This is a genomic window from Lapillicoccus jejuensis, assembly GCF_006715055.1.
Lineage (GTDB): Bacteria > Actinomycetota > Actinomycetes > Actinomycetales > Dermatophilaceae > Lapillicoccus > Lapillicoccus jejuensis.
In genome coordinates this window covers 1325176-1349863 of sequence record NZ_VFMN01000001.1, presented here as the reverse complement: position 1 = coordinate 1349863, position 24688 = coordinate 1325176, and the positions used below count along the sequence as shown (strand labels likewise).

Genomic DNA, 24688 nt, shown 5'->3' with positions numbered 1-24688 from the left:
ATCGCTGCGTCCGAGACCTCGGCGGCGTCAGCCGCCAACCTCTCGGACGCTAACGGTGGGAGCGGTCGCGCAGGGCGAGGTCGTGCAGCGCGGCGGCGGCGGCGAGGGGTGCGACGAGCAGCCACGACACCGGCGGGATGGCCACCCCGGTGTCGTTGACGAACAGGCCTATCGTCACCGTGAGGGTCAGCGCGAGCAGCGCCGGCCGCCAGGCCGGCACCCGCCGGAACAGCGGCGCGAGCGGCCGCGCCACCCACGACCCCGGCGCCAGCAGCCCCCACCACACGAGGACCAGCCCGACCGGGATGAGGTAGGCGAAGACCGACGTCCCGGTCAGCGTGCCGAGGTTCTGCTCGAGCTTGCGGACGACGACGTCGCCGCCGCCCCCGTCGAGCAGCGTCTGCACGTAGTCGCCGAGGTGCGAGCGTCGACCCGCCCCGCGCGCCCAGTCGGCGAGCGCGATGGCGACGACGAGCAGCAGCGTCCCGCCCCCGACGAGCAGCAGCCGCCGCCAGGTCACCCGCACCCCGAGGACCAGCAGCACGAGCAGCGCGACGCCCGGCGCGAAGGCCGGCGGCCCGCCGACCTTGGCCCCCCAGGTCGGCCCGGCGTCGACGACGAGGACGACCAGCGCGAGCAGCGTCACGAGCGCGGCGGCGACCCGCGGCCGCCGCGGGAGCCGCGCGACGAGCGTCCCCGCGACGACGAAGAACGCCCCCGCCTGCAGCGCGAAGGCGACGTTGCCCAGCCCGTAGAAGCGCCCGCCGACGGTCGGGTTGAGCCCGAGCAGCGAGGCCACCTGCAGTCGCGACCCGGTGAGCAGGTCGACGACGAGCACGACGAGCGTGACCAGGGCGACCGCCGTCGGCGGCCCGGTCGGCGAGCGCCGCCACGACCCGGCCAGCGCGGCGCCGCCGACCAGCAGCGACCACAGCGCGACCGCGCCGAGCAGCGCGAGGGTCGGCGACCCGGCCCGCCACCACGGCAGGAGCATGGCGAGGTACGTCGCCGCGGGCACCGCCGCGAGGACGACGAGGACGCGCCGTACGACGTCCGTCAGCCGGGTCCGCGCCCGCCAGCCGCGCCGGCGCGCGAGCGCGACGAGCAGCAGCAGGGCCGCGGCGACGAAGCCCCAGATGGTGAAGAGCGGGGCGACGACCGGGGTGACCGAGCGCGAGGCCTGCTCGACGTCGACGAGCGCGCGCAGCCGGTCCCGGGCGGCCTCGGTCCCGCTCGCTGCGGGTGACCGCTGGAGCGCCGACCCCGCGACGGCCCGCGGGACGGCCACCCCGGTCCGCGCGAGCAGGGTCGCCGTGAGGTCGGGCAGCTGGGTGATCCTCGCCTGGTGCGTCGAGGGGGAGACCAGGTAGCCCGGCTCGACGCCCGCCCCGGCGAGGACGACGAGCCGCATCCCCGCCCGCCCGTCGTCGGCGAGCCCGGCGACGAGCACGTCGGCGTCGGGTGCGGACGAGCGCACCCGCGCGACGACCGCGTCGGCGGCGGCCGCCGCGGCGATCCGCGCCGACCCGCTCCCGGTCACCGTCCCGCCGTCGACGAGCCCCACGGGGCAGCGCGGTGGCGCGCCGTCGACCCCGTCTCGGTACGACGCCACCCGCCCCTGCTCGTCCGCCGCGCCCACCCCCGCGCCCGGACCGATCGCCGAGACGCAGCGGCCGGCGGAGGCGAGGGTGGTGCCGAGCAGGCCGGGGACGGCGTCGTACGGGCGGGCACGGGCGGCGTCGGCGTACGACGTCCAGCCGGTCACCGACCCGCCGCTCACCTGCGGCGCGGGGCACCCCGCGCCGTCGGCGGCGCCCGCGCGCCCGCCGGCGGACACGGTGAGCCAGCCATCGACGGGGCAGGTGACGGGGTGCACCGCCGTGACGTTGAGGGTGGCCGAGGCGCCGTCGCGGACCATCGCCCACAGGGTCGGCGTGCGGGTCGGGTCGACGTCCGACGGCTGCAGGCCGGGGACGCCGACGAGGACGACCGGCCCGGCAGCGGACGGCAGCGGTCGGGGGGCAGCCTCGCGCGAGCGCAGCCCCCCGCCCACGGCGAGCCCCGCGACGAGCGCGGCGACCACCACGACGAGCGCCAGCACCTGCCCCCACTGACGCCGGCTCACCGGGTCAGCGTAGGCGGCGGGTACCGCCCTCCGAGGCGTCCGCACCGAGGGGGCACCGATGCCGCGGCGGTGCGGACGCTGCGGGCGGGCGTCCGCCGCCCGGACGACCCCACCCGGCCCCGGGACGCCGTACTAGCGTGCGGGCCGTGGACGCCGCACCGTCACCCCGCTACGGCTACCTCGGGCCCGAGGGCACCTTCTGCGAGATGGCCCTGACGCGCTGGCTCGCGACCGACCACCACCGCGCGCAGGCCGGCGACGCGACCCCTGTGCCGGTCCCGTGCAGCTCGGTCGTCGGCGCGCTCGCGGCCCTGCGGGCGGGCGAGCTCGACGCGGCGATGGTGCCGATCGAGAACTCCGTCGAGGGCGGCGTCACCGCGACCCTCGACGCCCTGTCGGTCGGCGACGAGCTCGTCATCGTCGGCGAGGTCCTCGTGCCGGTGACCTTCGTCCTCGCCGCCCGGCCCGGGACGACGCTGGCCGACGTCACCGCGGTCGGCACCCACTCGCACGCCTGGGCCCAGGTCCGCGGCTGGATGGACGCGCACCTGCCGGGGGCGACGTACGTGCCCACCCTGTCGACCGCGGCGGCGGCCGCGGGTCTCGGTGGGGGCCGGGGGCCGGCGGCCGACGCGGCGCCGTACGACGCCAGCGTCAGCGCGGCCGGCGCGGCGACCCGCCACGGGCTGAGCGTCCTCGCCGACGACATCGGCGACAACCGGGGCGCCGTGACCCGGTTCGTGCTCGTGTCCCGCCCCGGGCGCACCCCCGCGCCCACGGGGTCGGACAAGACGAGCGTCGTGCTCTTCCAGCGCGACGACCACCCCGGTGGGCTGCTCGAGCTGCTCGAGCAGTTCGCGACCCGCGGGGTCAACATGACCCGGCTCGAGTCGCGCCCGACCGGCGCGGCGATGGGCTCGTACTGCTTCACCATCGACTTCGAGGGCCACGTCACCGACGAGCGCGTCGGCGAGACGCTCATGGGGCTGCGCCGGGTCTGCGCGCAGGTGCGCTGGCTCGGCTCCTACCCGGCCGCGGACGGCGTCCCGACCCCGCCCCGCGCCGGGACCGCCGAGGCGGACTTCGTCGCCGCCCGGGACTGGCTCGCCGCGCTGCGCTCGAGCGCCACCCGCTGAGGTGCGCGGTCGCGCCGCCCGGCCCACGGCGGCGCGCGCATTCGTGTTCCTTTTTGCCGCTTATCGGGCTAAGGTGCTCGCGCGGGAGGGAGAGGAACCCAGGCTTGTCCCCCACGAGTGTGGGCGCGCCCCCTTCCCGTCGCAGAGGCGGCTCATCCCCAGCGGGCCGCCTCTGCCCTGCCCGCCGTGAGCTGCGTGTCCTGAGTCCCGGGTCGTGAGCCCTCGTGCCGTCAGGCCTTGTACGGCACCCGCACGACGAGCGCCAGGTGGTCGACCCGCGCCGTGACCGACCGCGCCGGGCCGATCGTGTCGCCGTCGACCTGGACCTCCTGCGGTCCGCCGTCGAGCTCGACCTCGACCTCGGCGGCCGAGTGGTGGTCGACGAGCGGGTGGCCGCGCCGGCTGCGGGTGGCCAGGTGCGTCGCGACCGCGGTCCACCCGATCGGCCCGCGCGGGGAGATGACGACGATGTCCAGCCGCCCGTCGTCGACCTTGGCGTCGGGCATGAGCGCGAGCCCGCCGAGCAGCCGGCCGACGTTGCCGATGACGACGGTCCGGGCGCGACGGGTCATCGCGGTCGCCATCCCGTCGAGGCGCAGCTTGGCCTTGAACGTCCGCCCGACGAGGTTGCGGGCGCCGGTGACGTAGTACGCCGCCCCGCCGACCCGCGCCTTGAGCGCCTCGGGGGTGTCGGCCATGACCTTGGCGTCGAGGCCGAGCCCGGCCATGACGAGGAAGGCGTGCTCCTCCGGCTCGCCGCCGCCGGGACGCCGTACGGACAGCCGGCCGACGTCGATGCGCTGGTTCTGGCCGGTGAGCGCGACGGCGAGGGCGCGCTCGATCGAGTCGACGGGCAGGTCGAGGTTGCGGGCGAGCAGGTTGCCGGTGCCGCCGGGCAGCAGCCCCATCGGGACCTCGCTGCCGACGAGGCCCTGCGCGACGGCGCGGACGGTGCCGTCGCCCCCGAGCGCGCAGACGAGGACGGCGTCCTGCGCGAGCGCCGCGCGGGCCTGACCCGTGCCGGGGTCCTCGACGGTCGTCTCGAGCCAGAGCGGCTCGGCCAGCCCCTCGGCCTGCATGACCGCGGTGACCCGCATCCGCACGGCCTCGAGGTCGGTGAACTTCGTCGGGTTGACGACGACCGCGGCGCGCTTGGGCGGCGCCGGCGGCTCGCTCACGCCCTCGGGGCGGAACTCGTTGCGGTGCGGCCGCGGTCGGCGACCCGGCCGCGTCGGAAGACCCTGCCCGCGGCGGCTCGCGACGACGACGGCGGCGACGACCGCGACGGCGACCACCGCCACCGCGACCCACACCCACGCGACCTGCGACACGGAGCCGAACCTACCGAAGCCGCGGGCCCCTCCTGAACGCCCGTCCGCCCGCTAGCCTGCGCTCGTGTCCACGCAGGCCGAGCAGCCCGAGCCGACCCTCCAGCCCGAGCCCGACACCAAGGACTGGACCTGGACGCTCGAGCGTCCCTGCCCCGAGTGCGGGTACGACGCCGCGACCGTCCAGCCCGCGGCCGTCCCGGCGCTCGTGCGCGACGCGATGTCGCGCTTCCCCGACGCGCTGCGCCGCGAGGGCGCGACGCTGCGGCCGGCACCGCGGGTGTGGTCGCCGCTGGAGTACGGCTGCCACGTGCGCGACGTCTGCCGGCTCTTCACCCGCCGGCTGCACCTCATGCTCGACGAGGACGACCCGCTCTTCGACAACTGGGACCAGGACGCGACGGCGCTCGCCGACCGCTACGCCGAGCAGGACCCGCTCCTCGTCGCCGCCGAGTGCGAGGACGCCGCGCACGAGGCGGCGGACGCGTTCGGGGCGGTCGCCGACGGCCAGTGGCGGCGCACCGGCCGGCGCAGCGACGGGGCGTCGTTCACCGTCGAGTCGTTCGCGCGGTACTTCCTGCACGACCTCTACCACCACGTGCACGACCTCGACCGCCCCTGAGGAAGCGCAGCGTCCGAGAGGTCGGGCCCCCGAGCAGCCGACCTCTCGGACGCAGCGAGCAGGTGGGGGTCAGGACGCCGTACGGAGCCCCGCGGCCGCGGCGGCGAGCGCCTCGACCCGCGCCCAGTCGCCCGCGGCGACGGCGTCCTTGGGCGTCAGCCAGGAGCCGCCGACGCAGCCGACGTTCGGCAGCGCGAGGTACGACGCCGCGTTGGCCGGTGAGATCCCGCCGGTCGGGCAGAACCGCAGCTGCGGGCACGGCCCGTGGACGGCCGAGAGGTACGGCGCCCCGCCACTAACCTCGGCGGGGAAGAACTTCATCGCCGTGAGGCCGCGCTCGGCGAGGGTGAGCATCTCGGTGAGCGTGCCCGTCCCGCACAGCGCCGGGATGCCGAGGTCGAGGACGGCGTCGACGAGCCGCGGCGGCGACCCCGGGGTGACGACGAACGACGCCCCGGCCGCGGTGACCGCGAGCGCCTGCTCCGGGGTCACGACGGTGCCGGCGCCGACGACCATCCCCGGCACCTCGGCGGCGACGGCGCGGATGGCCTCGAGCCCGGCGGCGGAGCGCAGGGTGATCTCGATGACGCCGATCCCGCCGCGCAGCAGCGCCTGCGCGAGCGGCACCGCCTGCGCGACCTCCTCGACGACGACGACCGGGACGACCGGGGCGACGTCGAGGACCTCGGCGCCGGTGCGCGGCGCGAGAGCAGGGGTGGCGGTGGTGGTCATGCGATCTCCTCGAGCTGGGGGACGGTCGTGGGCACGAGGCCCGGGAAGACGTGGGCGCCCCGGTCGGCCGGGCCGACGGCGGTGCGCAGGGCGCCGAACAGCTCGCGCCCGGTGCCCCAGACCTCCTCGCCCGACGGCCGCCGCGCGGGCTCGCGCGCCGCGAGCTCGGCCGGGTCGAGCAGCACGTCGAGCGTGCCGGCGAGGCTGTCGAGCCGGACGACGTCGCCGTCGCGCAGCCGCGCGATCGGCCCCTCGTGCACCGACTCGGGCGTGACGTGGATGGCGGCGGGGATCGAGCCCGAGGCGCCGCTCATCCGCCCGTCGGTGACGAGCGCGACGGCGTACCCGCGCTTCTGCAGCACCTGCAGGCTGGGCGTGAGGGCGTGCAGCTCGGGCATCCCGTTGGCGCTCGGGCCCTGCTCGCGCAGGACGACGACGACGTCGCGGTCGAGCTCGCGCCGCGAGAACGCCTGGAGGAAGCCGACCTGGTCGGTGAAGACCCGCACCGGCGCCTCGACGACCCGGTGATCGGGCGAGAGCGAGCTGGTCTTGACGACGGCGTGGCCGAGCGAGCCGCGCAGCACCCGCAGGCCGCCGTCCGGCTCGAACGGCGCGCTCGCCGGCCGCAGCACGGTGAGGTCGGTCGACTCGGCCGGCTCCTCCCAGCGCAGCGCGCCGTCGTCGTCGAGCACCGGCCGGCGCCGGTACGACGCCAGCCCCTCCCCGGCGAGGGTCCGCACGTCCTCGTGCAGCAGGCCGGTGTCGAGCAGCGTCGCGACGAGGTACGGCGTCCCGCCCGCGGCGTGGAAGTGGTTCACGTCGGCGGTGCCGTTGGGGTAGATCCGCGCGACGAGCGGGACGACGGCCGACAGCGCGTCGAAGTCCTCCCAGGTCAGCGTGATCCCGGCGGCGGCGGCCATCGAGACGAGGTGCATCGTGTGGTTCGTCGACCCGCCGGTGGCGAGGAGGGCGACGACGCCGTTGACGACGGCCTTCTCGTCGACGACCTGGCCGATGCCGTAGGGGCGCTCGCTCGCGGCGATGGCGGCGACCCGGCAGGTGGCCTCGGCGGTGAGCGCGGCGCGCAGCGGCTCGTCCGGGTGGACGAACGCCGCGCCCGGCAGGTGCAGGCCCATGACGTCCATGAGCAGCTGGTTGGAGTTCGCCGTCCCGTAGAACGTGCACGTGCCGGGGGAGTGGTACGACGCCACCTCGGACCCGAGCAGCTCGTCGCGCCCGGCCTCCCCGGCGGCGTACCGCTTGCGGGTCTCGGCCTTCTCGGCGTTGCTGCGGCCGCTGGCCATCGGCCCGGCGGGGACGAACGCCGTCGGCAGGTGCCCGAAGGCGAGCGCACCGGCGACCAGGCCGGGGACGATCTTGTCGCAGACGCCGAGCATGAGCGCGCCGTCGAAGACGTCGTGGCTGAGCGCGATCGCGGTCGACATCGCGATGACGTCGCGGCTGTAGAGGCTGAGCTCCATGCCCGCGCGGCCCTGGGTGATCCCGTCGCACATCGCGGGGACGCCGCCGGCGACCCGCGCGACGGCGCCGATCCCCCGCGCGGTCTCCTTGATCGCCTGCGGGTAGGTCTCGTACGGCGCGTGCGCGCTGAGCATGTCGTTGTAGGCGGTGACGATGCCGAGCGAGACGCCGGCCTCGCCGCTCATGACGGCCCGGTCGCTGCCGCCGCAGGCGGCGACGGCGTGGGCGAGGTTGGAGCAGCCGAGGTCGGTCCGCGCGGGGCGCAGGCCCTTCTCGAGCTGGGCGGCGCTCAGGCGGCGCAGGTACGCCGTCCGGCCCGCGCGGCTGCGCTCGACGACGGCCTCGGTGACGCGGGCGACGACGGGGTGCAGCGGCGTGACGGGGTCGATCGGGGTGGTGGCCATGGCGGTCCTCGGGTCTCGCGGACGGAGGGCGACGACGGTGGCTCCCACTTTGTGACGGCGATCACAAGCGTAGCGCGAGGGTGACCCGGGTCACACGACGTCCGGATACCGGAAGGGTCTCTCGATGTCGAGAGAGGTGTGGGGAGAGGTGTGGGGAGAGGCGCGGGGCCGGTGGCTCGGGCGCGACGGGGGGGGGGGCGGTCGGCGCCGGCCGCGACCCCCCAGGCCCCGGCCGGTCGCCGCTCGCTCCCGGGTCCGGCCGACCGCCTCCCGGTCGCCCGGCCGGACCCTGTGTCGGCGGCCTCCCAGCACGCGCGCGCGGTCCTCCCACGGACCGGCCGACCTCACGCCGACACCCTGAAGACGGTGCCGGGGACGGATCGTGTCGCGATCCACAGGATTTTTTACCAACCGTTGAACAAAACCGGCAGGTCGCCCATCATGGGACCCACCAGGCCCGGACCCGAACGGTCCGCGGCCCGGACGCACCGGGGCACACCTCCGCCCGCGGTGGTCGGCGCCGGCCCTCCGGCCCAGCGGTGGAAGGGTCCGACGATGGCCGAGCAGCAGCAGGTCGAGCCGGCCCTGCCCGTCGACCAGCCCGTCGACCTGCCCGTCGATCCGCCCGTCGATCTGCGCGTCGAGCCCGACCTCGACAGCGAGCTGCTGGCCCTGGCCCGGACCGACGGTCCGGCCGCGGAGGCGGCCGTGGCCCAGCTGTGGGTCCGGCACCTGCCCGCCGTACGGCGACTCGCCCGCGCGGTCGCGGGGTCGGTGGACCCGCACGAGGTCGACGACCTGGTCAGCGAGAGCTTCGCCCGGGTGCTCGCGGCGCTGCGCGCAGGTGGCGGTCCGCGGTCGGCGCTGCGCCCGTACTGGGTGAGCACCCTGCGTCGGGTCGCGATCGACGCGTCGCGGAGGAGGCGGCCGGTGCTCGGGGCGGACGGTGCGGCGCCCGAGCCGGAGCCGCAGCCGTCGGCGGAGCACGTCGTGGCGGAGCAGGAGGAGGCCGTCGCCGCCCGTCGGGCCTGGGCGTCCCTGCCGGAGGACTCGCGGGTGCTGCTGTGGGAGCTCGTCGTCGAGGGGCGCAGCCCGGCCGAGGTCGCCCCGCTGCTCGGGGTGAGCGCCAACGCGGTCTCCTCGCGGGGGACCCGGGCCCGCGAACGGCTGCGCGAGGCGTTCCTCAGCCACCGGTTGGGGGAGCCGCGCACGCCCGCCTGCCGCGTGGTGCGCCCGCTCCTCGGGTCGTTCGCGCGCGAGGGTCTCGCGCTGCGTGACCGGGTCCGCGTCGAGACGCACCTGTCGGGGTGCCTCCTCTGCCGCGAGGCCGTCGCGGAGGCGCGCTCGACCGCGCTGCTGCTGCGTCGCGCGCTCCTGCCCGGCGCCCTGCTGCCGGGTCTCGTCCCGGCCGCCCTCACGGGGGGCGGCGCGGGTGTGGGCGCGGGTGTGGGCGCGAGCGGCGCGCTCGGTGGCGCCGGGGTGGTCGGTCCGGCGGTGGCCGCGGTCGCCGCCGGACTGCTGGCCGTCTCCGCCGGGGCGCCGTCGTCGGACGTCCCGCACCCCTCCCACCGCTCCGCGCCGCCCGCCGCGGCGGGCGGCGCGGCGGCCCGCGTCGCGGACCCCGTCGGCGCCCCGGGTGCCGGCGAGGCGTCCGCCCCGGGGGCCGGTGGCGTCACCACCCCCGGGCGGTCCTGGGTCCGGGTGCCGCCGGGGACCCGCTCGGTCGGCGTCGTCGTCGGGTCGACGGGATCGGGCAGCACGGGCGGTGGAGTCGGACGGTGGCACGACGCGTCGACGCGCCTGCCCGACCTCCCCACGACGGGCGTGGGCTGGGGACGCGGTGGCGTCCGCGCGGTGGACGTGGCCTACGGGGGGTCCGGCTGGTCGACCGTGGGGTCCGACGGCGACCACGGCCTGGCCGGCCCGCAGGACGTGGGCGTCCCGGACGAGGGGTCCGCGGACGAGAGGCCGCCGCACGGCCCCGGCGGCTCCGGGCCCGGGTCGCCCGGGTCACCCGAATCACCCTGGTCACCCGGGTCACCTGGTCGCGGGCGCCCCGCGCTCACCGCGGGGACCGTGTCGACGCCCGTGCCCGCCGCGGCCCCAGGCCACTCCGCGGTCGCGAAGGGACCGACACCCCCTCGTCCCCAGCCCGGCCACCCCGAGCGGCCCGGCCACCCGGAGCACCTCGAGCACCCCGAGCACCCCGAGCACCCCGGTCCGCCCGCTCACGCCGCGCCGCACCCGGGGACCGGCGGGGGACCGGGTCACGGCCCGGCGGACCCACCCGGCCACGGCGCACCGCCCGGACACCACGGCTGACCGACCTCGTCGGACCCGGCCCCGCGCTCAGCGCGGCGCCGAGGCCCGCACGATCTCGTTGCGGTGGTGCACGGACTCGTGCGCGGCCTGGCGCACCAGCCAGCGCAGCGACCGGACCTCCTGGTGGAGGCCGTTGCGGCGGCTGACCTCCCGCTCCCACGCGTCGGTCGGGACCGCGGCGACCTCGGCCGCGAACCCGCGGCCGTTGGCGCGCACGCCCTCGACGACCGCGTCGAGCGAGGCGTCGCGGTAGCCGAACCGGGCCGCGCGCAGGTCGCCGTACAGCGGGTCGAGGATCGGGGCGTCCTCGGCGAGACCGCGGTGCAGCCGCACCGTGAACGCGGCCAGGACGTCGCGCACGTGGCAGGCGATCTCGATCGGCGCCCACTCCAACGGGGTCGGCCGCGCCCGCAGCGCCTCGGCGTCGACCCCGCGCAGGACGCCGGGCAGCTCGGCGACGACGGCGTCGACGAGCCGCACGGCCCCGTCGACGCTCACGCTCGCGTAGTCCAGTCCGCACCCCGAGCAGACGTACAGCTCGTCGAACCACGGGGGAAGGTCGCTCACCCCCTCACCCTACGGAGCGCGGGGCGCCGTGTCCCCGCGTCGATAGGCTGGCCGCATGATCGACATCAAGCTCGTGCGGGAGACCCCGGACGCCGTCCGGGCCTCGCAGGTCGCCCGCGGCGAGGACCCCGCGGTCGTCGACGCCATCCTCGCCGCCGACGACCGCCGCCGGGCGTCGCTGCGCGACGTGGAGTCGCGCCGGGCAGAGCAGAACGTCGCGAGCAAGGACGTCGGCGCGCTGATGGGCCGCGCGCAGAAGGCGAAGAAGGCCGGTGACGCCGACGCCGACCGGCTGATGGAGACGGCCCAGGAGGCCCGCGGCCACGCCGCCCGGCTCGGCGACGAGGTCAAGGCGCTGCAGGAGGCGGCCGACGCGGCCCAGGGTGAGCTCGACAAGCTGGTGCGCGTCGTCGGCAACGTCGTCATCGACGGGGTCCCCCCGGGCGGCGAGGACGACTTCGTCGTGCGCACGACGGTCGGCGAGCCCCGCGACTTCGCCGCTGAGGGCTTCGAGCCGCTCGACCACCTCGCCCTCGGCGAGAAGCTCGGCGCCATCGACATGGAGCGCGGCGCCAAGGTCTCCGGTGCCCGGTTCTACTTCCTCACCGGCGTCGGGGCGCGCCTCGAGCTGGCCATCCTCAACATGGCCCTCGCGCAGGCGATCGAGGCCGGGTTCACGCCGATGGTCACGCCCACCCTCGTCCTGCCGAAGGTCATGGACGGCACGGGCTACCTCGACGCGCACGACGACGTCTACCACCTGCCGAGCGACGACCTCTACCTCACGGGCACCTCGGAGGTCGCGCTCGCCGGCTACCACGCCGACGAGATCCTCGACCTGTCCGCCGGCCCGAAGCGCTACGCCGGGTGGTCGGCCTGCTACCGCCGCGAGGCCGGCTCGCACGGCAAGGACACCCGCGGCATCATCCGGGTGCACCAGTTCCAGAAGGTCGAGATGTTCAGCTACTGCCGGCCCGAGGACGCCGAGGCCGAGCACGAGCGTCTGCTGGCCTGGGAGCAGGAGATGCTCGCGAAGATCGAGGTGCCCTACCGCGTCATCGACACCGCTGCCGGCGACCTCGGCCGCTCCGCCGCGCGCAAGTTCGACTGCGAGGCGTGGGTGCCCACCCAGGGCCGCTACCGCGAGCTCACCTCGACCTCGAACTGCACGACGTACCAGGCCCGCCGGCTCAACACCCGCGAGCGCAGCGGCGACGGCAAGGGCACCCGCACCGTCGCCACGCTCAACGGCACCCTCGGGACGACGCGCTGGATCGTCGCCATCCTCGAGAACCACCAGCAGCCCGACGGCTCGGTCGTCGTGCCGCAGGCCCTGCGCCCGTACGTCGGCCTCGACGTCCTCGAGCCCCTGGCCTGACCGCCGGTGACGGGCGGCTCCCTCTCGAGGGGGAGCCGCCGTACGGCGTCGTCTGCCTAGGGTGGGCGCCATGTCGCAGGCCGTCGTCCCCCGCCCTCAGACGGTGACGCGCGACGCCGCGGGCTCCCTGCGCGGGCGCGTCGCCGCGTGGTTCGCCCTCGACGACCTGTGGGAGCGGCCCGTGCCGCCGGCGGCGCTGCGCCGCGACCTGCTCTTCGCGCTCGCGACCTTCGCGCTCGCCGTGCTCGGGCTCGAGCTGGCCCGCGGCGCCGGGATCGTCTCGGGGCACGCCGTGTGGGCGGAGTACCTCGGGCTCGTCGTCATGACGGCGCCGGTCGTCACCCGGCGGGTCGCGCCGGTGCCCTCGGCGGTCGGCGCGAGCCTGGCCTTCTTCGCGGTCGGGCTCACCCTGCCCGACGTCGCCGCCCAGGTGGCGGTGCAGGTCGTCTACTTCGTCGCGCTCTTCAGCGGGATGGCCTGGGCGCGCAACCGCCGGGTCGTCCTCGTCGCGATGGGCGCCGTGCTGCTGCTGATGTTCGGCTGGCTCACGGTGCAGTTCAGCCTGGGCAGCACGATCGACGAGATCCGCCGCGAGACGCAGGGCCGGGGCGGGTCGGGCCTGCTCGGACCGATCGCGGCCACCGTCGTCTACGCGTTCGTCCTCAACGTCGTCTACTTCGGCGGCGCCGTCCTCGGGGGGCAGGCGGCGTGGCGGGCCGCGCGGGCCCGGGCGCGGCTGGCCGACCAGGCGGGGACCCTCGCCGACCAGGCGCAGCGGCTGCGCGAGCACGCCGTCGTCCAGGAGCGGCTGCGCATCGCCCGCGAGCTGCACGACGTCGTCGCCCACCACGTCTCCGTCATGGGGGTCCAGGCCGCGGCCGCCCGCCGGGTCATGGACCGTGACCCGGCCGCGGCGGCCGAGGCGCTCGGCTCCGTCGAGGAGTCGGCCCGCGAGGCCGTCACCCAGATGCGCAGCCTCGTCGGCACGCTGCGCGAGGGCGGCGAGGCGGGGCCCGCGACCCGCCCGGGCGCCGACGGCCCCACCGACCGCTCGCCCGAGCCGGGCCTCGGCGACCTGCCCCGGCTGGTGGAGGAGGCACGTCGTACGGGCCTGGACGTCGGGTGGACCCTCGTCGAGCGGACCCCCGGGTGCGCCGCGCAGGTCGGCCCGTCGCAGGGCCTCGCGCTCTACCGGACCGTGCAGGAGGCGCTGAGCAACGTCCGCCGGCACTCGACCGCGCGGGCCGTCCGGGTCGTGCTGCGGGTGGACCCGCAGGCCGGGTTCGCCGAGGTCGAGGTGCTCGACGACGGCCGACCGCGGTCGGGCACCTCCGGGTCGGGGCTGGGGGTGCTCGGGATGCGCGAGCGGGTGCGCTCGCTCGGCGGGGCGGTCGAGGTCGGGCCGCGGGTGATGGGCGGCTACCGGGTCCGGGTCCGGCTGCCCCTCGGGAGCGGGTCGTGAGCGAGCCCCTGCGCGTGGTCGTGGTCGACGACCAGCGGCTGCTGCGCTCCGGGCTGGCGATGATCCTGTCCGTCGAGCCCGACCTCGTCGTCGTCGGCGAGGCCGGCGACGGGGCCGAGGCGGTGCGGGTGGTGCGCGAGCAGCGGCCCGACGTCGTCCTCATGGACGTCCAGATGCCGGTGATGGACGGCATCGAGGCGACCCGGGCCGTCGTCGCCGAGGGGACGTCGCGGGTCGTCATCCTCACGACCTTCGACCGCGACGACTACCTGGCCGACGCGCTCCGGGCCGGGGCGAGCGGGTTCCTGCTGAAGAACGCCGAGGCCGAGAAGATCGTCGACGCCGTGCGCGTGGTCGGGTCCGGCCACGCGCTGCTCGCGCCGGAGGTGACGATGCGGGTCATCGAGGCGATGCGCGGCGGCTCCGGCGGTGCGGCGGGTGGACTCGACGCAGCGTCGAGCCACCTGACGCAGGGTGCACAGGGCGTCGAGCGGCATGACGCTGCGTCAAGTCCACCCGGGGACCCCACCGGTACGACGCCCCGCGAGGTCCCGGGCCTGCGCTACCTCACCCCCCGCGAGCGCGAGACCCTCGTCCTCGTCGGGCGCGGCCTGTCCAACGCCGAGATCGCCGCCGAGCTCGTCGTCGGCGAGGCGACGGTCAAGACCCACGTGTCCAACCTCCTGGCCAAGCTGCACCTGCGCGACCGGGTCCAGGCGGTCGTCCTCGCCCACGAGGCCGGCCTCATGGACACCCCCTGACGTCCGCACCTGCTCGGCACCGGTGCCTGCCCGCTGCGGACCCACCGGCTCGTCAGAGCGGGCCGGTGAGCAGGCGGGCGATCGTCGGGCCGAGGAGGCGCCGTACGGCGTCGTGGTCGAGGTCGGCGACGAGCGGCACCCGCAGCACGTAGCGGGCGTAGGCGAAGCCGATGACCTGCGAGCCGGCGAGGGCGACCCGCTCCTGCGGCCGGTCGACCGCGGCCGCGGCGATGACCGGCAGGGCCTCCTCGGCGAAGACCCGCCGCAGCCGGGCGGCCGCGTCCTCGCTGGTCGCCGCCGCGCGGAGCAGCGCGAGGAACGCCGAGTCGTCCTCCCACACCTGCAGGAACCGGGTGACGACGGCGTCGGCGACCTGCTCCGGGCTGAGGCCGGCGAGCACGGGCAGGTCGAGGCGCAGGTGCGCGGCCTCGGCGAAGAGGTCGGCCTTGCCGCCGAAGTAGCGCACGACGAGCGCGGCGTCGACGCCGGCGGCGGCGGCCACCGCCCGCATCGTCGTGCGCTCGTACCCCTCCCGGCCGAAGACCTCGCGGGCGGCGTCGAGGATCGCGGCGCGGGTGGCGACGGCGTCGCGGCGACGGGTCGGGGGCATGGCCGCAGCCTAAGTCATCATCTGTTGACTTGATGCGGGTGCGGGTCTACCGTCGAAGTCAACAGCCGTTGACTTATCGGGAGGAGCCCGCCATGTCCACCACCCACCCGCACCCGACGCCCCTGACGTCCGGGAGGCCCCGGACGCCGGAGCAGGTCGACGTCCTCGTCGTCGGCGCCGGCCCGACCGGCCTCACCGCCGCCGGCGACCTCGCCGCGCTCGGCCGCCGCGTCGTCGTCCTCGACCGGCGCCCCGAGCCCGGCCGGGCGAGCCGCGCCTTCGCGACGATGCCGCGCACCCTCGAGGTCCTGGCCGACCGCGGCCTGGCGGACGACCTCGTCGCCGAGGGCAGCCCCACCCGCAGCGTCCGGTTGCTCGGCCGCGGCCGCCTGGAGTTCGACGTGCTCGACACCCCGTTCCCCTTCGTCCTCATCGCACCGCAGACCGTCGTCGACGCGGCCCTGCTCCGGTACGCCGAGACCCAGGGCGCCCGGGTCGAGCGCGGCGTCGAGGTCGTCGGCCTCACCCAGGACGCGGACGGCGTCACGGTGACGACCCGGGACGCCGACGGCACCACCGGGACCCGGCGGGCGTCGTACGTCGTCGCCGCCGACGGCGCGCACAGCACCGTCCGCGACCTGCTGGGCGTCCCCTTCCCCGGCCCCACCGTGCTGTCCTCCGTCGTCCTCGCCGACGTGCGGCTCACCGACCCGCCGACCGCCGACGGCGGCCTGACCGTCGGGACGACGACGCAGGTCTTCGGCTTCCTCGCGCCGTACGGCGACGGCTGGTTCCGCTCGATGACCTGGGACCGGCGCGACCAGCGCCCCGAGTCCGATCCCGTCGACGAGGACCGGGTCGGCGAGGTGCTGCACGAGGCGTTGGGCCGCGACGTCGGGGTCGCCGAGGTCGGCTGGCGCTCGCGCTTCCACTCCGACGAGCGGCAGGTCGGCGCCTACCGCCACGGCCGGGTGCTGCTCGCCGGCGACGCCGCCCACGTCCACTCGCCCGTCGGCGGGCAGGGGATGAACACCGGCATCCAGGACGCGGTGAACCTCGCCTGGAAGCTCGACGCCGTCCTCGCCGGCGCGCCCGACCCGGTCCTCGACAGCTACCAGGACGAGCGCCACCCGGTCGGCGCCGCGGTCCTGCGCCGCTCCGGCGGGATGCTCCGGGCGCTGCTGCTGCACCCCCAGCCGCTGCCCCTGCTGCGCGACCTGCTCGTCGCCCTCGCCGTCCGCGTCCCCGGCGTGCCGGCCCGGATCGCCGGGGGCGTCGCCGGCACCTCGCTGCGGTACGACGCCCCGCCGCGACAGGGCGGACGGCCCGCCGCCCACCCGCTCGTCGGCACCCGCGCCGCCACCGTCCCGCTCGAGGGGTCCGACCCCCTCCCGGCCCCGGCGTTCCGGCTCGTCCGCGGCCGCGACGACGCCCCGGTCGACGGTGTCGGGCTCGCGCAGACCCGCCGCACCGACGACGGCCCGGCCCTGCTGGTCCGCCCCGACGGCTACGTCGCCTGGGCGGGCGACCGGCGCGACCCCGCCGCCGACGGGCCCGCGGGATGGGCGGCGGCGTACGCAGGGTGGACCGGCCGGTCGCCGTACGGCGTCCCTCGCGCGGGGGAGGGGGAGCCGGGCGCCGATCTCCGCCGCGCGGGTGATCCCCCGGGGCGCCGCCCGTTCCTAGGGTCGGACCAGACGGGCGCCACCGGGCGCCCGGCCCGACCAGGAGGTGCCCCGTGCTGGAGACCCGCGGCCTGACCCGGACCTTCGGCGACGTCACCGCCGTCGACGGCGTCGACCTCAGCGTGCCGGCCGGCACGCTGACCGGCTTCGTCGGCGGCAACGGCGCCGGCAAGACGACGACGATGCGGATGGTCATGGGCATCCTGCGCCCGACCGCCGGCGAGGTGCTGTGGCAGGGCCGCCCGGCGACCCCGGCCGACCGGGCCCGGTTCGGCTACATGCCGGAGGAACGCGGGCTCTACCCGAAGCAGCCGCTGCTGCGCCAGCTGGTCTACCTCGGGCGGCTGCACGGCCTCACCGCCGCCGCCGCGACGGCCGCCGCGACGGAGCACCTCGAGCGGTTCGGCCTCGCCGACCGCGCCGGCGACAAGCTCGAGTCGCTGAGCCTGGGCAACCAGCAGCGCGTCCAGATCGCCGCCGCGCTGCTGGCCACCCCGAGCGCGCTCGTCCTCGACGAGCCGTTCTCCGGCCTCGACCCGGAGGCCGTCGACGCGATGGCCGACCTGCTGCGCGAGCACGCCGCCCGCGGCGTCCCGGTCCTCTTCTCCAGCCACCAGCTCGACCTCGTCGAGCGGCTCTGCGACTCGCTCGTCGTCCTCTCCCGCGGCCGCGTCGTCGCCGCCGGCACCACCGACGAGCTGCGCCACCGGGGCCGCGTGCGGCACCGCCTCGTCGTCGACGGCGACGCCGGCTGGGTCCGCGACGTCGACGGCGTCAGCGTCCTCGACGTCGACGGCGGCACCGCCGTCCTCGAGCTGCTCGCCCACGACGCCGCCGACCGCGTCCTGCGCGAGGCCCTCGCCCGCGGCTCGGTCCGCGAGCTCAGCCCGCTCGTCCCCTCGCTCTCCGAGATCTACCGGGAGGTCACGGCATGACCGCCGAGCCCCGTACGACGTCCGCTCCCTCGCCCGCCGCCCCCGGGGCCCCGTACGGCGCCCCGCAGGACCCGGGACCGCGCCCGCCGTCGGCGCCGTGGCGCGTCGTCGCCGCGCGGGAGATCCACGTCAAGCTCACCGACAAGAACTTCCTCGTCTCGACCGCGCTCACCCTCGCGCTGCTCGCCGGGTCGTTCGCGCTCCAGGTCGTCCTCGGCCAGCACCGCGACAGCGTCACCGCGGTCGCGACCGGCGACGGCGCGCGCACCGTCCTGGCGGCCGCCGACCGGCTCGGCGACGAGCAGGGCCGGCCCGTCGACCTGACGGTCACCGACGCCACCGACCCGGCAGCGGTCACGGCGGCCGTGCGCGGCGGCACCGCCGACGTCGGCCTGGTCCACGACGGCACCGCGTGGCGGCTGGTGAGCAAGGACGCCGCCGACTCCTCGCTCACCGCGCTCGTCCGCGAAGCCGTCCAGCAGCAGGTGCTCGCCACCAACGCGGCCGCCGCCGGGACCAGCGTGTCGGCGCTGACCGCCGGGTCGACGCTGTCGCTCGACCGGCTCGACCCGGGCGGCGACGACGCGGTGAAGTACGTCGTCGCGCTCGTCTTCGCGTTCCTCTTCTACCTCGCGTCGCTGCTGTTCGGGATGTCGATCGCGAGCAGCGTCGTCGAGGAGAAGCAGTCCCGGGTCGTCGAGATCCTCGTCTCCGCGGTGCCGGTGCGCCAGCTGCTGCTCGGCAAGGTCGCCGGGACCAGCGCGCTGGCGCTCGCGCAGATGGTCCTCTTCGTCGGCGTGGGGCTGGTCGGGGTGTCGATGTCGTCGTACCGCACCCTGCTGCCCGCGGTGGCGACCGCGTCGGGGTGGTTCCTGGTCTTCTTCCTCGCCGGGTTCGTCGCCCTGGCCTGCCTGTGGGCGGCCGCGGGGGCGCTGGCCACCCGCAACGAGGACCTGCAGTCGACGACGCCGGTGCTGAGCATGGTCCTCGTCATCACGATGGTCCTCGGCCTCGTCGGGCAGGGGACGGTGCAGGTCGTCGCCTCGTTCGTGCCGGTGCTGTCGGTCCTGGCCATGCCGCAGCGGCTCTTCGCGGGGACGGCCCAGTGGTGGGAGCCGGTGGTGTCGCTCGGGCTGACGCTGGCCTTCGTCGTGCTCGCCGTGTGGGTGGGGGAGCGGCTCTACTCGCGCACGCTGCTGCAGACCCAGCGCCGGCTCTCGCTGCGCGAGGCGCTCCGGGTGCGTGCCTGACGTGGTGCGGACGCTGCGTCAGCCGCGGGCGGCGCGGACCAGGTCGACGACGCCGAGCACCGTCATGACGAGCGCGGCGGTGCGCGCGATCCACGTCATGGGCAGGACCCGCAGCAGAGCCTTGCCGCCGACGACGGAGAGCAGCCCCACACCCCACAGGCCGAGGGTCGCGCCGAGGCCGACCGAGAGCGGGTCGCGGTAGCGGGCGGCGAGGTTGGCGGTGAGGATCTGGGTGATGTCGCCCCACTCGGCGAGGAAGATGACGCCGTAGGAGAGGGCCGCGACCTTCCAGAAGCCGATCGCGGCGGCGCCGCCCTCGGCGGCGGTGACGGCGGCCTCCTCCTCGTCCTCCTCGTCGTCCTCGTCCTCGTTCCCCTCGCGCCAGACCAGGACGGCGCCCGCGAGGAAGACCAGGCCGACGACGACCTGGAGGACCCGCTCGGGCAGCAGCCCGAGCAGCGAGCCGGCCGTGACGGCGATGACGACGTGGGTGAGGAACGCGGCGGCGATGCCGGCGAAGGCCCACCACCAGCGGTAGCGGGTGCCGAGGACGAGCCCGGCGATGGCCGTCTTGTCGGGCAGCTCGCCGACGAAGACGAGTGCGAACGTCGTCGCCACGGTCGCCAGCTGCACGGATGACACCGAACCACGTCCGGGCCGCGGGCGCCACGGCGGGGTGGGTCGGGGGCTGCGGCGGGCTCGGGGGCGGCGTCGTACGGGCCCCCGTAGGGTTGTCCCGTGCCCGCCGCCGCCCCGCCGAAGCTCGTCGCGCTCGACCTCGACGGCACGACCCTCACCCACGTCGGGGAGCTGTCGCCGCACGTCGGGGACGCCGTCTCGGCCGTCGTCGCCGCCGGGCACCACCTGACCATCGCGACCGGTCGCTCGATCGTCGCGACGATGCCGGTGGTCGCGATGCTCGGCCTCGAGCGCGGGTTCTGCGTGTGCTCCAACGGCGCCGTGACGATCGAGCTCGACCCGTCCCAGCCGGGGGGCTACGTGGTGGTCGACACGGTGACCTTCGACCCGCGCCCGGTGCTCACCCTGCTGCGCGAGGCCATCCCCGACGCGCTCGTCGCGGTCGAGGACCTCGGCGTCGGGTTCAAGGTCAGCGCGCCGTACCCCGACGGGGAGCTCGGCGGCGAGCAGGTCGTCGTGCCGTGGGAGGAGCTGGTGTCCGCGCCCGCGACCCGTGTCACACTGCGCAGGCCGGACGCCGACGCGGCGGAGTTCATGGCCCAGGTCGAGGCCGCCGGACTGCACGGGGTGGCGTACGCCGTCGGGTGGACGGCCTGGCTCGACCTCAACCCCGAGGGCGTGAGCAAGGGCTCGGCGCTCGAGCTGGTCCGGCGGCGGCTGCACGTCGAGCCGGGCGACACGGTCGCCGTCGGCGACCAGCGCAACGACGTCGAGATGCTCCAGTGGGCCGCCCGCGGGGTCGCCATGGGCAACGCGCCCGACGAGGTCAAGGCGGTCGCCGACGAGGTGACCGGCGACGTCGACGACGACGGGCTGGTCCCCGTGCTGCGGTCGCTGCTGGAGGGATGAGCGTGGACGACGACCTACTCATCACGTCGGCGGCGAACCCGCGGCTCAAGGCGCTCTCCGGGCTGCGCCGGCGCCGCGACCGCGAGGAGTCGCGCACGACGCTCGTCGAGGGCTACGAGGAGCTGGCGCTCGCGCTCGCCGCCGGCGTCGTGCCCACGGAGCTCTACGTCTGCCCCGAGCTGTTCAGCCCGGCCGGCCGAGCCGGGAGCCAGGACATCGGCGAGCAGGACGAGCTGCTCGCGCGGCTGCGCACGCTGCGGGTGCCGGTGGTGCGGCTGTCCCGGTCGGCCTTCGAGAAGGTCGCCTACCGCGAGGGTGCGGACGGGCTGCTCGGCGTCGTCGGCGCCGTCGGCCGCCCGGTCCACGAGCTGCCGGTCGGCAAGAAGGACCTCGTCCTGCTCGCCCAGGGCGTCGAGAAGCCGGGCAACCTCGGCGCGATGCTGCGCACCGCCGACGCCGCCGGGGTGGACGCGGTCGTCGCCGCCGACCCGCTGACGGACTGGGGCAACCCCAACGTCGTCCGCGCGTCCAAGGGCACCGTCTTCGCCACCCCCGTCGGCGCGGGCACGACGCAGGAGACGCTGGACTGGCTGCACGCCAACGGGATCCGCCTCGTCGTGACGACCCCCGAGACGAGCACCGAGCACACCGACATCTCCTACAAGGGCCGGGTCGCCGTCGCCGTCGGCTCCGAGAAGCACGGCGTCGACGACGCCCTGCTCGCCGCCGCCGACGAGCGCATCCGCATCCCCATGGCCGGCCGGGTCAACTCGCTCAACGTGTCCGTCGCCGCCGCGGTGGTGCTGTACGAGGCCGTCCGCCAACGCCGTTGAGGGTTCTGGACATTATCGGGTCGCCCGATAATGTCCGGCCCCGCCGGAGAACGGTTCTCCGGCGAGGCCCTACCTTCTCCGGCGAACCTGAGCCCGTACGACGCCCCGTCGGCCCCGCCGCCGCCAGCCGCGACCCGCGACCCCCGTACGGCGTCCTGTGACGCCTGGGGCCCCTGGGGCGTGGTCAAGAGCACCCCTTGCGGTGTGTCACGATGTCGGTATGCGGGTTGACCACGTCTCCTACGCAGCCGAGCACGACGGTGTGCGAGCCACCGCCGAACGCATCGGCAAGCTCATCGGTGTCCTGCCGGTCGACGGTGGGGTTCACCCGCGGTTCGGCACCCGCAACGTGGTCCTGCCCCTCGCCCACGACCGGTACGTCGAGGTCGTCGAGTGCCTCGACCACCCGGCTTCGGACAAGGCGCCGTTCGGCCAGGCCGTCAAGGCCCGCTCCGCCAGCGGCGGCGGCTGGCTCGGCTGGGTCGTCGCGGTCGACGACATCGCCCCGGTCGAGAAGCGGCTGGGCCGCCAGGCCGTCGACGGCAACCGCCGCCGCCCCGACGGGGTGGAGCTGCGCTGGCGCCAGATCGGCGTCAAGGGCCTGATGTCCGACCCTCAGCTGCCGTACTACATCCAGTGGGACGACGGCGACGTCCACCCGTCTCGCGGCAGCGCGACGACGGTCAACATCGACTCGCTGCAGATCGCGGGCGACCCGCAGCGGGTCGCCGAGTGGCTCGGCCTGCCGGCGTCGAAGACCTCGTCGGTGATCCACTTCGACTTCGTCGCCCCGCGCGGGACCCCCGGCCTGCTCGCCGTGACCTTCTCGACGCCCGAGGGCTCCGTCACCATCTGAGCACCACCTGAGCGCCAACTGACGACGTCGCACGACGCCGTACGGCGCCCCGGTCCGCGCCTTGCGCAGGAACCCACCCACGCGGCACAGGTCAGCGGTGACGCCGCGCTGTCGGTGCGGGGTTTGGCCCGGAGGCGCGGCGGGCACCCCTGACCTCCACAGCCGCTCACTGGGGAGCAGCGCGACGTAGGGAGTCCGTCATGGGCCAGTCCACCTCTGCCGCCGGGTCGTCCGCCGGGGGGTCCTCCGCCGCCTCGAGCGGACCCGCTACGGACCCGGCCACCGGCCCCGGCAGCGGCCCGCAGACGCCCACCTCGTCGGCCTCGCCCGTCGACACGGCCGGTACCCCGGACGACCGGGCGTCCGGCACGGACGCGACGGGCGCCGGTGCGGGGGACGTCACCCCGCAGGACGGCACGAGTGACGGCGGCCCCGGCCCGGCGACCTCCGGCGGCGCCGACGCGACCGTGACGCGCGCGGACGCCCCCGACCCCGACGAGGCCGACGACGAGCCCGGGGCCGCCCAGGCCTACCGGCCCAGCGAGACCGACGCCGACGAGGAGGCCGAGCGCGAGTCCGAGTCCGACCGCGAGCAGCGGCTCGAGGAGTTCGCCCAGGAGCACGACCCGCAGAAGCACGACATCTCCGCCGGCGAGGAGTTCCGTCAGCGCGGCGACTGGACGGCCGACGAGGCCGGTGGCGAGCAGAAGTGGGACGCCGACGGCAACCTCGTCGAGGGTTCGTCGCCCACCGTCCCGGACGGCCGGGGCGCCGCGCCGGGTGAGAGCGACGGCGGGGACACCGATGGGTCGGTCGACGGTGGGTCGCGCGACGGTGGTGGAGCGGGTGAGGCGTCGACGGGAGGCCGCCGGACGTCGTCGTTCGAGGAGGTCCGCGACGGCGGCTACAGCGTCGGCTCGGCCGCCCCGCTCGACGACGGCGCGATGCCGCTGGGGCACCCGGTCAAGGGCTGGGAGGGCAGCAAGACGTACGCCTCACCCGGCCACGACAAGTACGACACCGGCGAGCCGCACGTGTGGTTCACCGACGAGGATGCGGCCGAGCGCGCCGGCTTCACCCGCGCCTGACGAGCGCTGGACATTATCGGGTCGCCCGATAACGTCAGGCTCCGCCGGAGAACCGTTGTCCTGCGGAGCCCGACATTATCGGGCGACCCGATAATGTCCGGGCCCGCTCACTCCAGGAAGTCGACCAGCGCCGGCGCCGCACCGACGTACGACGCCGGCGTCATCGCCCGCAGCCGGGCGGCCACGTCGACCGGCAGCCCGAGCCCGTCGACGAACGCCCGCAGGTCCTCGCCGTCGATCCGCCGCCCGCGGGTCAGCTCCTTGAGCCGCTCGTAAGGGTTGTCCATCCCGGCGACCCCCCGCGCCGCGAGCGCCCGCATCGCCGACTGGACGGCCTCGCCGAGCACCTCCCAGTTGCGGTCGAGGTCCGCCGCCATCGCGGACGGCACGGCATCCAGCCCGGCCAACCCGCGCCCGACGTTGTCCAGCGCCAGCAGCGAGTGCCCGAAGGCCGACCCGATGTTGCGCTGCATCGAGGAGTCCGTGAGGTCCCGCTGCAGCCGCGACTGCACGAGCGTCGACCCGAGCACGTCGAGCAGCGCGTTCGACACCTCGAGGTTCGCCTCGGCGTTCTCGAAGCGGATCGGGTTGACCTTGTGCGGCATCGTCGAGCTGCCGACGGTGCCCTGCCCGCGCACCTGCGCGAAATAGCCCATCGAGATGTAGGTCCACACGTCGGTGCAGAGGTTGTGCAGCACCCGGTTGAACCGCGCGACGTCGGCGTAGAGCTCGGCCTGCCAGTCGTGGCTCTCGATCTGCGTCGTCAGCGGGTTCCACGTCAGGCCGAGCGACTCGACGAACGACCGGCTCACCGCCGGCCAGTCCGCGTCGGGGACCGCCGCCAGGTGAGCGCCGTACGTGCCCGTCGCCCCGTTGAGCTTGCCGAGGTACTCCGCGCCGGCCACCCGACGCAGCTGCCGGCGCAGCCGGTGCGCGAGGACGGCGAGCTCCTTGCCGAGCGTCGTCGGCGTCGCCGGCTGCCCGTGGGTGTGCGCGAGCATCGGGACGTCGCGCAGTTCCTGCGCCATCGCGACGACCTGGTCGGCCACCGCGTGAGCCTTCGGCAGCCACACCTCGCGCACCGCGCCCTGCACCATGAGCGCGTACGAGAGGTTGTTGACGTCCTCGCTCGTGCAGGCGAAGTGGACGAGCTCGGCGAGCCCGCGGTCGACGTCCTCGGGCGCGACGACGGCGAGGCGCCGCTTGAGGAAGTACTCGACCGCCTTGACGTCGTGCACCGTCTCGCGCTCGATCTCGGCGAGCTCGGCGACCTCCTCGGCCCCGAACCCGCGCACGTACTCGCGCAGCGCCTGCTGCTCGGTCGCCGTCAGCCGCCGCACCCCGGGCACGACCTGCTGGTCGGTGAGGTGGATCAGCCACTCGACCTCGACGTGCACGCGGGTGCGGTTGAGCGCCGCCTCCGACAGGTGGTCGACGAGCGCGGCGACCACCGGTCGGTAGCGGCCGTCCAGCGCACCGAGGGCGACGGGGGGCACCGCGTCGGCGAACGACGCGTCGTACGAAGCCATGCGCCCATCCTCCCAGAGCACGGGCCGGGGCCCGT

At 75.9% G+C, this 24688-nt stretch carries 21 protein-coding genes; 13 read left to right on the top strand and 8 right to left on the bottom strand.

The window, feature by feature from the left end; all coding sequences use genetic code 11:
- Positions 1–49 precede the first annotated feature (49 nt).
- Complete coding sequence (locus FB458_RS21250) at positions 50–2125, bottom strand: hypothetical protein (RefSeq protein ID WP_170185587.1); 2076 nt, start codon at positions 2123–2125, stop codon at positions 50–52.
- A gap of 137 nt (positions 2126–2262) precedes the next feature.
- On the opposite strand from FB458_RS21250, the gene pheA reads away from it, so the two are divergent.
- Positions 2263–3261 (top strand): prephenate dehydratase, encoded by a 999-nt coding sequence (pheA, locus tag FB458_RS06410; protein ID WP_425460837.1) that lies wholly within the window; start codon positions 2263–2265, stop codon positions 3259–3261.
- A gap of 230 nt (positions 3262–3491) precedes the next feature.
- Here pheA and FB458_RS06405 read toward each other — a convergent pair whose 3' ends face one another.
- Entirely contained in the window at positions 3492–4592 is a 1101-nt protein-coding gene (locus FB458_RS06405) for a diacylglycerol/lipid kinase family protein (protein WP_141847750.1), read from the bottom strand.
- 64 nt (positions 4593–4656) lie between these two features.
- On the opposite strand from FB458_RS06405, the gene FB458_RS06400 reads away from it, so the two are divergent.
- On the top strand, positions 4657–5211 hold the full coding sequence (locus tag FB458_RS06400; RefSeq protein WP_141847749.1) for a DinB family protein: 555 nt from the start codon (positions 4657–4659) through the stop codon (positions 5209–5211).
- 69 nt (positions 5212–5280) lie between these two features.
- Here FB458_RS06400 and eda read toward each other — a convergent pair whose 3' ends face one another.
- Both eda and edd read right to left on the bottom strand, forming a co-directional pair.
- Complete coding sequence (eda, locus tag FB458_RS06395) at positions 5281–5943, bottom strand: bifunctional 4-hydroxy-2-oxoglutarate aldolase/2-dehydro-3-deoxy-phosphogluconate aldolase (protein ID WP_141847748.1); 663 nt, start codon at positions 5941–5943, stop codon at positions 5281–5283.
- The gene (gene edd / locus FB458_RS06390) at positions 5940–7829 is read right to left on the bottom strand and encodes a phosphogluconate dehydratase (RefSeq protein ID WP_141847747.1); all 1890 of its coding nucleotides are present in this window, start codon (positions 7827–7829) and stop codon (positions 5940–5942) included. The genes eda and edd overlap by 4 nt, the downstream gene beginning before the upstream one ends.
- Positions 7830–8384: 555 nt before the next feature.
- Between edd and FB458_RS06385 the strand changes: the two genes are divergently transcribed.
- Positions 8385–10151 carry a sigma-70 family RNA polymerase sigma factor gene (locus FB458_RS06385; RefSeq protein ID WP_170185586.1) on the top strand — a complete coding sequence of 589 codons (1767 nt, stop codon included), beginning with the start codon at positions 8385–8387 and terminating at the stop codon, positions 10149–10151.
- A gap of 27 nt (positions 10152–10178) precedes the next feature.
- On the opposite strand, the gene FB458_RS06380 is transcribed toward FB458_RS06385, so the two are convergent.
- Complete coding sequence (locus tag FB458_RS06380) at positions 10179–10718, bottom strand: DinB family protein (RefSeq protein ID WP_141847745.1); 540 nt, start codon at positions 10716–10718, stop codon at positions 10179–10181.
- A 55-nt stretch (positions 10719–10773) separates the two neighbouring features.
- On the opposite strand from FB458_RS06380, the gene serS reads away from it, so the two are divergent.
- From serS to FB458_RS06365, 3 genes are all read left to right on the top strand, one after another.
- The gene (gene serS, locus FB458_RS06375; protein ID WP_141847744.1) at positions 10774–12096 is read left to right on the top strand and encodes a serine--tRNA ligase; all 1323 of its coding nucleotides are present in this window, start codon (positions 10774–10776) and stop codon (positions 12094–12096) included.
- Positions 12097–12166: 70 nt separating this feature from the next.
- Positions 12167–13558, top strand: a complete 1392-nt coding sequence (locus FB458_RS06370; protein WP_141847743.1) for a sensor histidine kinase — start codon at positions 12167–12169, stop codon at positions 13556–13558.
- Positions 13555–14319 (top strand): response regulator, encoded by a 765-nt coding sequence (locus FB458_RS06365; protein WP_141847742.1) that lies wholly within the window; start codon positions 13555–13557, stop codon positions 14317–14319. The genes FB458_RS06370 and FB458_RS06365 overlap by 4 nt, the downstream gene beginning before the upstream one ends.
- Positions 14320–14371: 52 nt before the next feature.
- On the opposite strand, the gene FB458_RS06360 is transcribed toward FB458_RS06365, so the two are convergent.
- Complete coding sequence (locus tag FB458_RS06360) at positions 14372–14929, bottom strand: TetR/AcrR family transcriptional regulator (protein ID WP_141847741.1); 558 nt, start codon at positions 14927–14929, stop codon at positions 14372–14374.
- Positions 14930–15021: 92 nt separating this feature from the next.
- Between FB458_RS06360 and FB458_RS06355 the strand changes: the two genes are divergently transcribed.
- Genes FB458_RS06355 through FB458_RS06345 form a run of 3 tightly spaced genes read left to right on the top strand, consistent with a single transcriptional unit; the run spans position 15022 to position 18799 of the window.
- Positions 15022–16689 (top strand): FAD-dependent oxidoreductase, encoded by a 1668-nt coding sequence (locus FB458_RS06355; RefSeq protein WP_141847740.1) that lies wholly within the window; start codon positions 15022–15024, stop codon positions 16687–16689.
- Positions 16668–17549 carry an ABC transporter ATP-binding protein gene (locus FB458_RS06350; RefSeq protein WP_141847739.1) on the top strand — a complete coding sequence of 294 codons (882 nt, stop codon included), beginning with the start codon at positions 16668–16670 and terminating at the stop codon, positions 17547–17549. The genes FB458_RS06355 and FB458_RS06350 overlap by 22 nt, the downstream gene beginning before the upstream one ends.
- Positions 17546–18799 (top strand): ABC transporter permease, encoded by a 1254-nt coding sequence (locus FB458_RS06345; protein WP_141847738.1) that lies wholly within the window; start codon positions 17546–17548, stop codon positions 18797–18799. The genes FB458_RS06350 and FB458_RS06345 overlap by 4 nt, the downstream gene beginning before the upstream one ends.
- 18 nt (positions 18800–18817) lie before the next feature.
- On the opposite strand, the gene FB458_RS06340 is transcribed toward FB458_RS06345, so the two are convergent.
- The gene (locus tag FB458_RS06340) at positions 18818–19432 is read right to left on the bottom strand and encodes a TMEM165/GDT1 family protein (protein WP_141847737.1); all 615 of its coding nucleotides are present in this window, start codon (positions 19430–19432) and stop codon (positions 18818–18820) included.
- A 105-nt stretch (positions 19433–19537) separates the two neighbouring features.
- On the opposite strand from FB458_RS06340, the gene FB458_RS06335 reads away from it, so the two are divergent.
- From FB458_RS06335 to FB458_RS06320, 4 genes are all read left to right on the top strand, one after another.
- Positions 19538–20347 (top strand): HAD family hydrolase, encoded by an 810-nt coding sequence (locus FB458_RS06335; protein WP_141847735.1) that lies wholly within the window; start codon positions 19538–19540, stop codon positions 20345–20347.
- Complete coding sequence (locus tag FB458_RS06330; protein WP_141847733.1) at positions 20344–21180, top strand: TrmH family RNA methyltransferase; 837 nt, start codon at positions 20344–20346, stop codon at positions 21178–21180. Before FB458_RS06335 ends, FB458_RS06330 begins: the two co-directional genes overlap by 4 nt.
- A gap of 220 nt (positions 21181–21400) precedes the next feature.
- The gene (locus FB458_RS06325; protein ID WP_141847731.1) at positions 21401–22036 is read left to right on the top strand and encodes a VOC family protein; all 636 of its coding nucleotides are present in this window, start codon (positions 21401–21403) and stop codon (positions 22034–22036) included.
- A 200-nt stretch (positions 22037–22236) separates the two neighbouring features.
- Positions 22237–23124 carry a sunset domain-containing protein gene (locus tag FB458_RS06320; protein ID WP_141847729.1) on the top strand — a complete coding sequence of 296 codons (888 nt, stop codon included), beginning with the start codon at positions 22237–22239 and terminating at the stop codon, positions 23122–23124.
- Between the two features lie 107 nt (positions 23125–23231).
- On the opposite strand, the gene purB is transcribed toward FB458_RS06320, so the two are convergent.
- A complete protein-coding gene (gene purB, locus FB458_RS06315; RefSeq protein WP_141847727.1) occupies positions 23232–24653 on the bottom strand; it encodes an adenylosuccinate lyase in 1422 nt (473 codons plus the stop codon).
- Between the last annotated feature and the right edge of the window lie 35 nt (positions 24654–24688).

Bases quoted from the DNA above. Each gene is read 5' to 3' on its own strand.
- eda (WP_141847748.1), bottom strand. From the start codon at position 5,943: ATGACCACCACCGCCACCCCTGCTCTCGCGCCGCGCACCGGCGCCGAG.
- edd (WP_141847747.1), bottom strand. From the start codon at position 7,829: ATGGCCACCACCCCGATCGACCCCGTCACGCCGCTGCACCCCGTCGTC.
- FB458_RS06385 (WP_170185586.1), top strand. From the start codon at position 8,385: ATGGCCGAGCAGCAGCAGGTCGAGCCGGCCCTGCCCGTCGACCAGCCC.
- serS (WP_141847744.1), top strand. From the start codon at position 10,774: ATGATCGACATCAAGCTCGTGCGGGAGACCCCGGACGCCGTCCGGGCC.
- FB458_RS06370 (WP_141847743.1), top strand. From the start codon at position 12,167: ATGTCGCAGGCCGTCGTCCCCCGCCCTCAGACGGTGACGCGCGACGCC.
- FB458_RS06360 (WP_141847741.1), bottom strand. From the start codon at position 14,929: ATGCCCCCGACCCGTCGCCGCGACGCCGTCGCCACCCGCGCCGCGATC.
- FB458_RS06355 (WP_141847740.1), top strand. From the start codon at position 15,022: ATGTCCACCACCCACCCGCACCCGACGCCCCTGACGTCCGGGAGGCCC.
- FB458_RS06345 (WP_141847738.1), top strand. From the start codon at position 17,546: ATGACCGCCGAGCCCCGTACGACGTCCGCTCCCTCGCCCGCCGCCCCC.
- FB458_RS06330 (WP_141847733.1), top strand. From the start codon at position 20,344: ATGAGCGTGGACGACGACCTACTCATCACGTCGGCGGCGAACCCGCGG.
- FB458_RS06325 (WP_141847731.1), top strand. From the start codon at position 21,401: ATGCGGGTTGACCACGTCTCCTACGCAGCCGAGCACGACGGTGTGCGA.
- FB458_RS06320 (WP_141847729.1), top strand. From the start codon at position 22,237: ATGGGCCAGTCCACCTCTGCCGCCGGGTCGTCCGCCGGGGGGTCCTCC.
- purB (WP_141847727.1), bottom strand. From the start codon at position 24,653: ATGGCTTCGTACGACGCGTCGTTCGCCGACGCGGTGCCCCCCGTCGCC.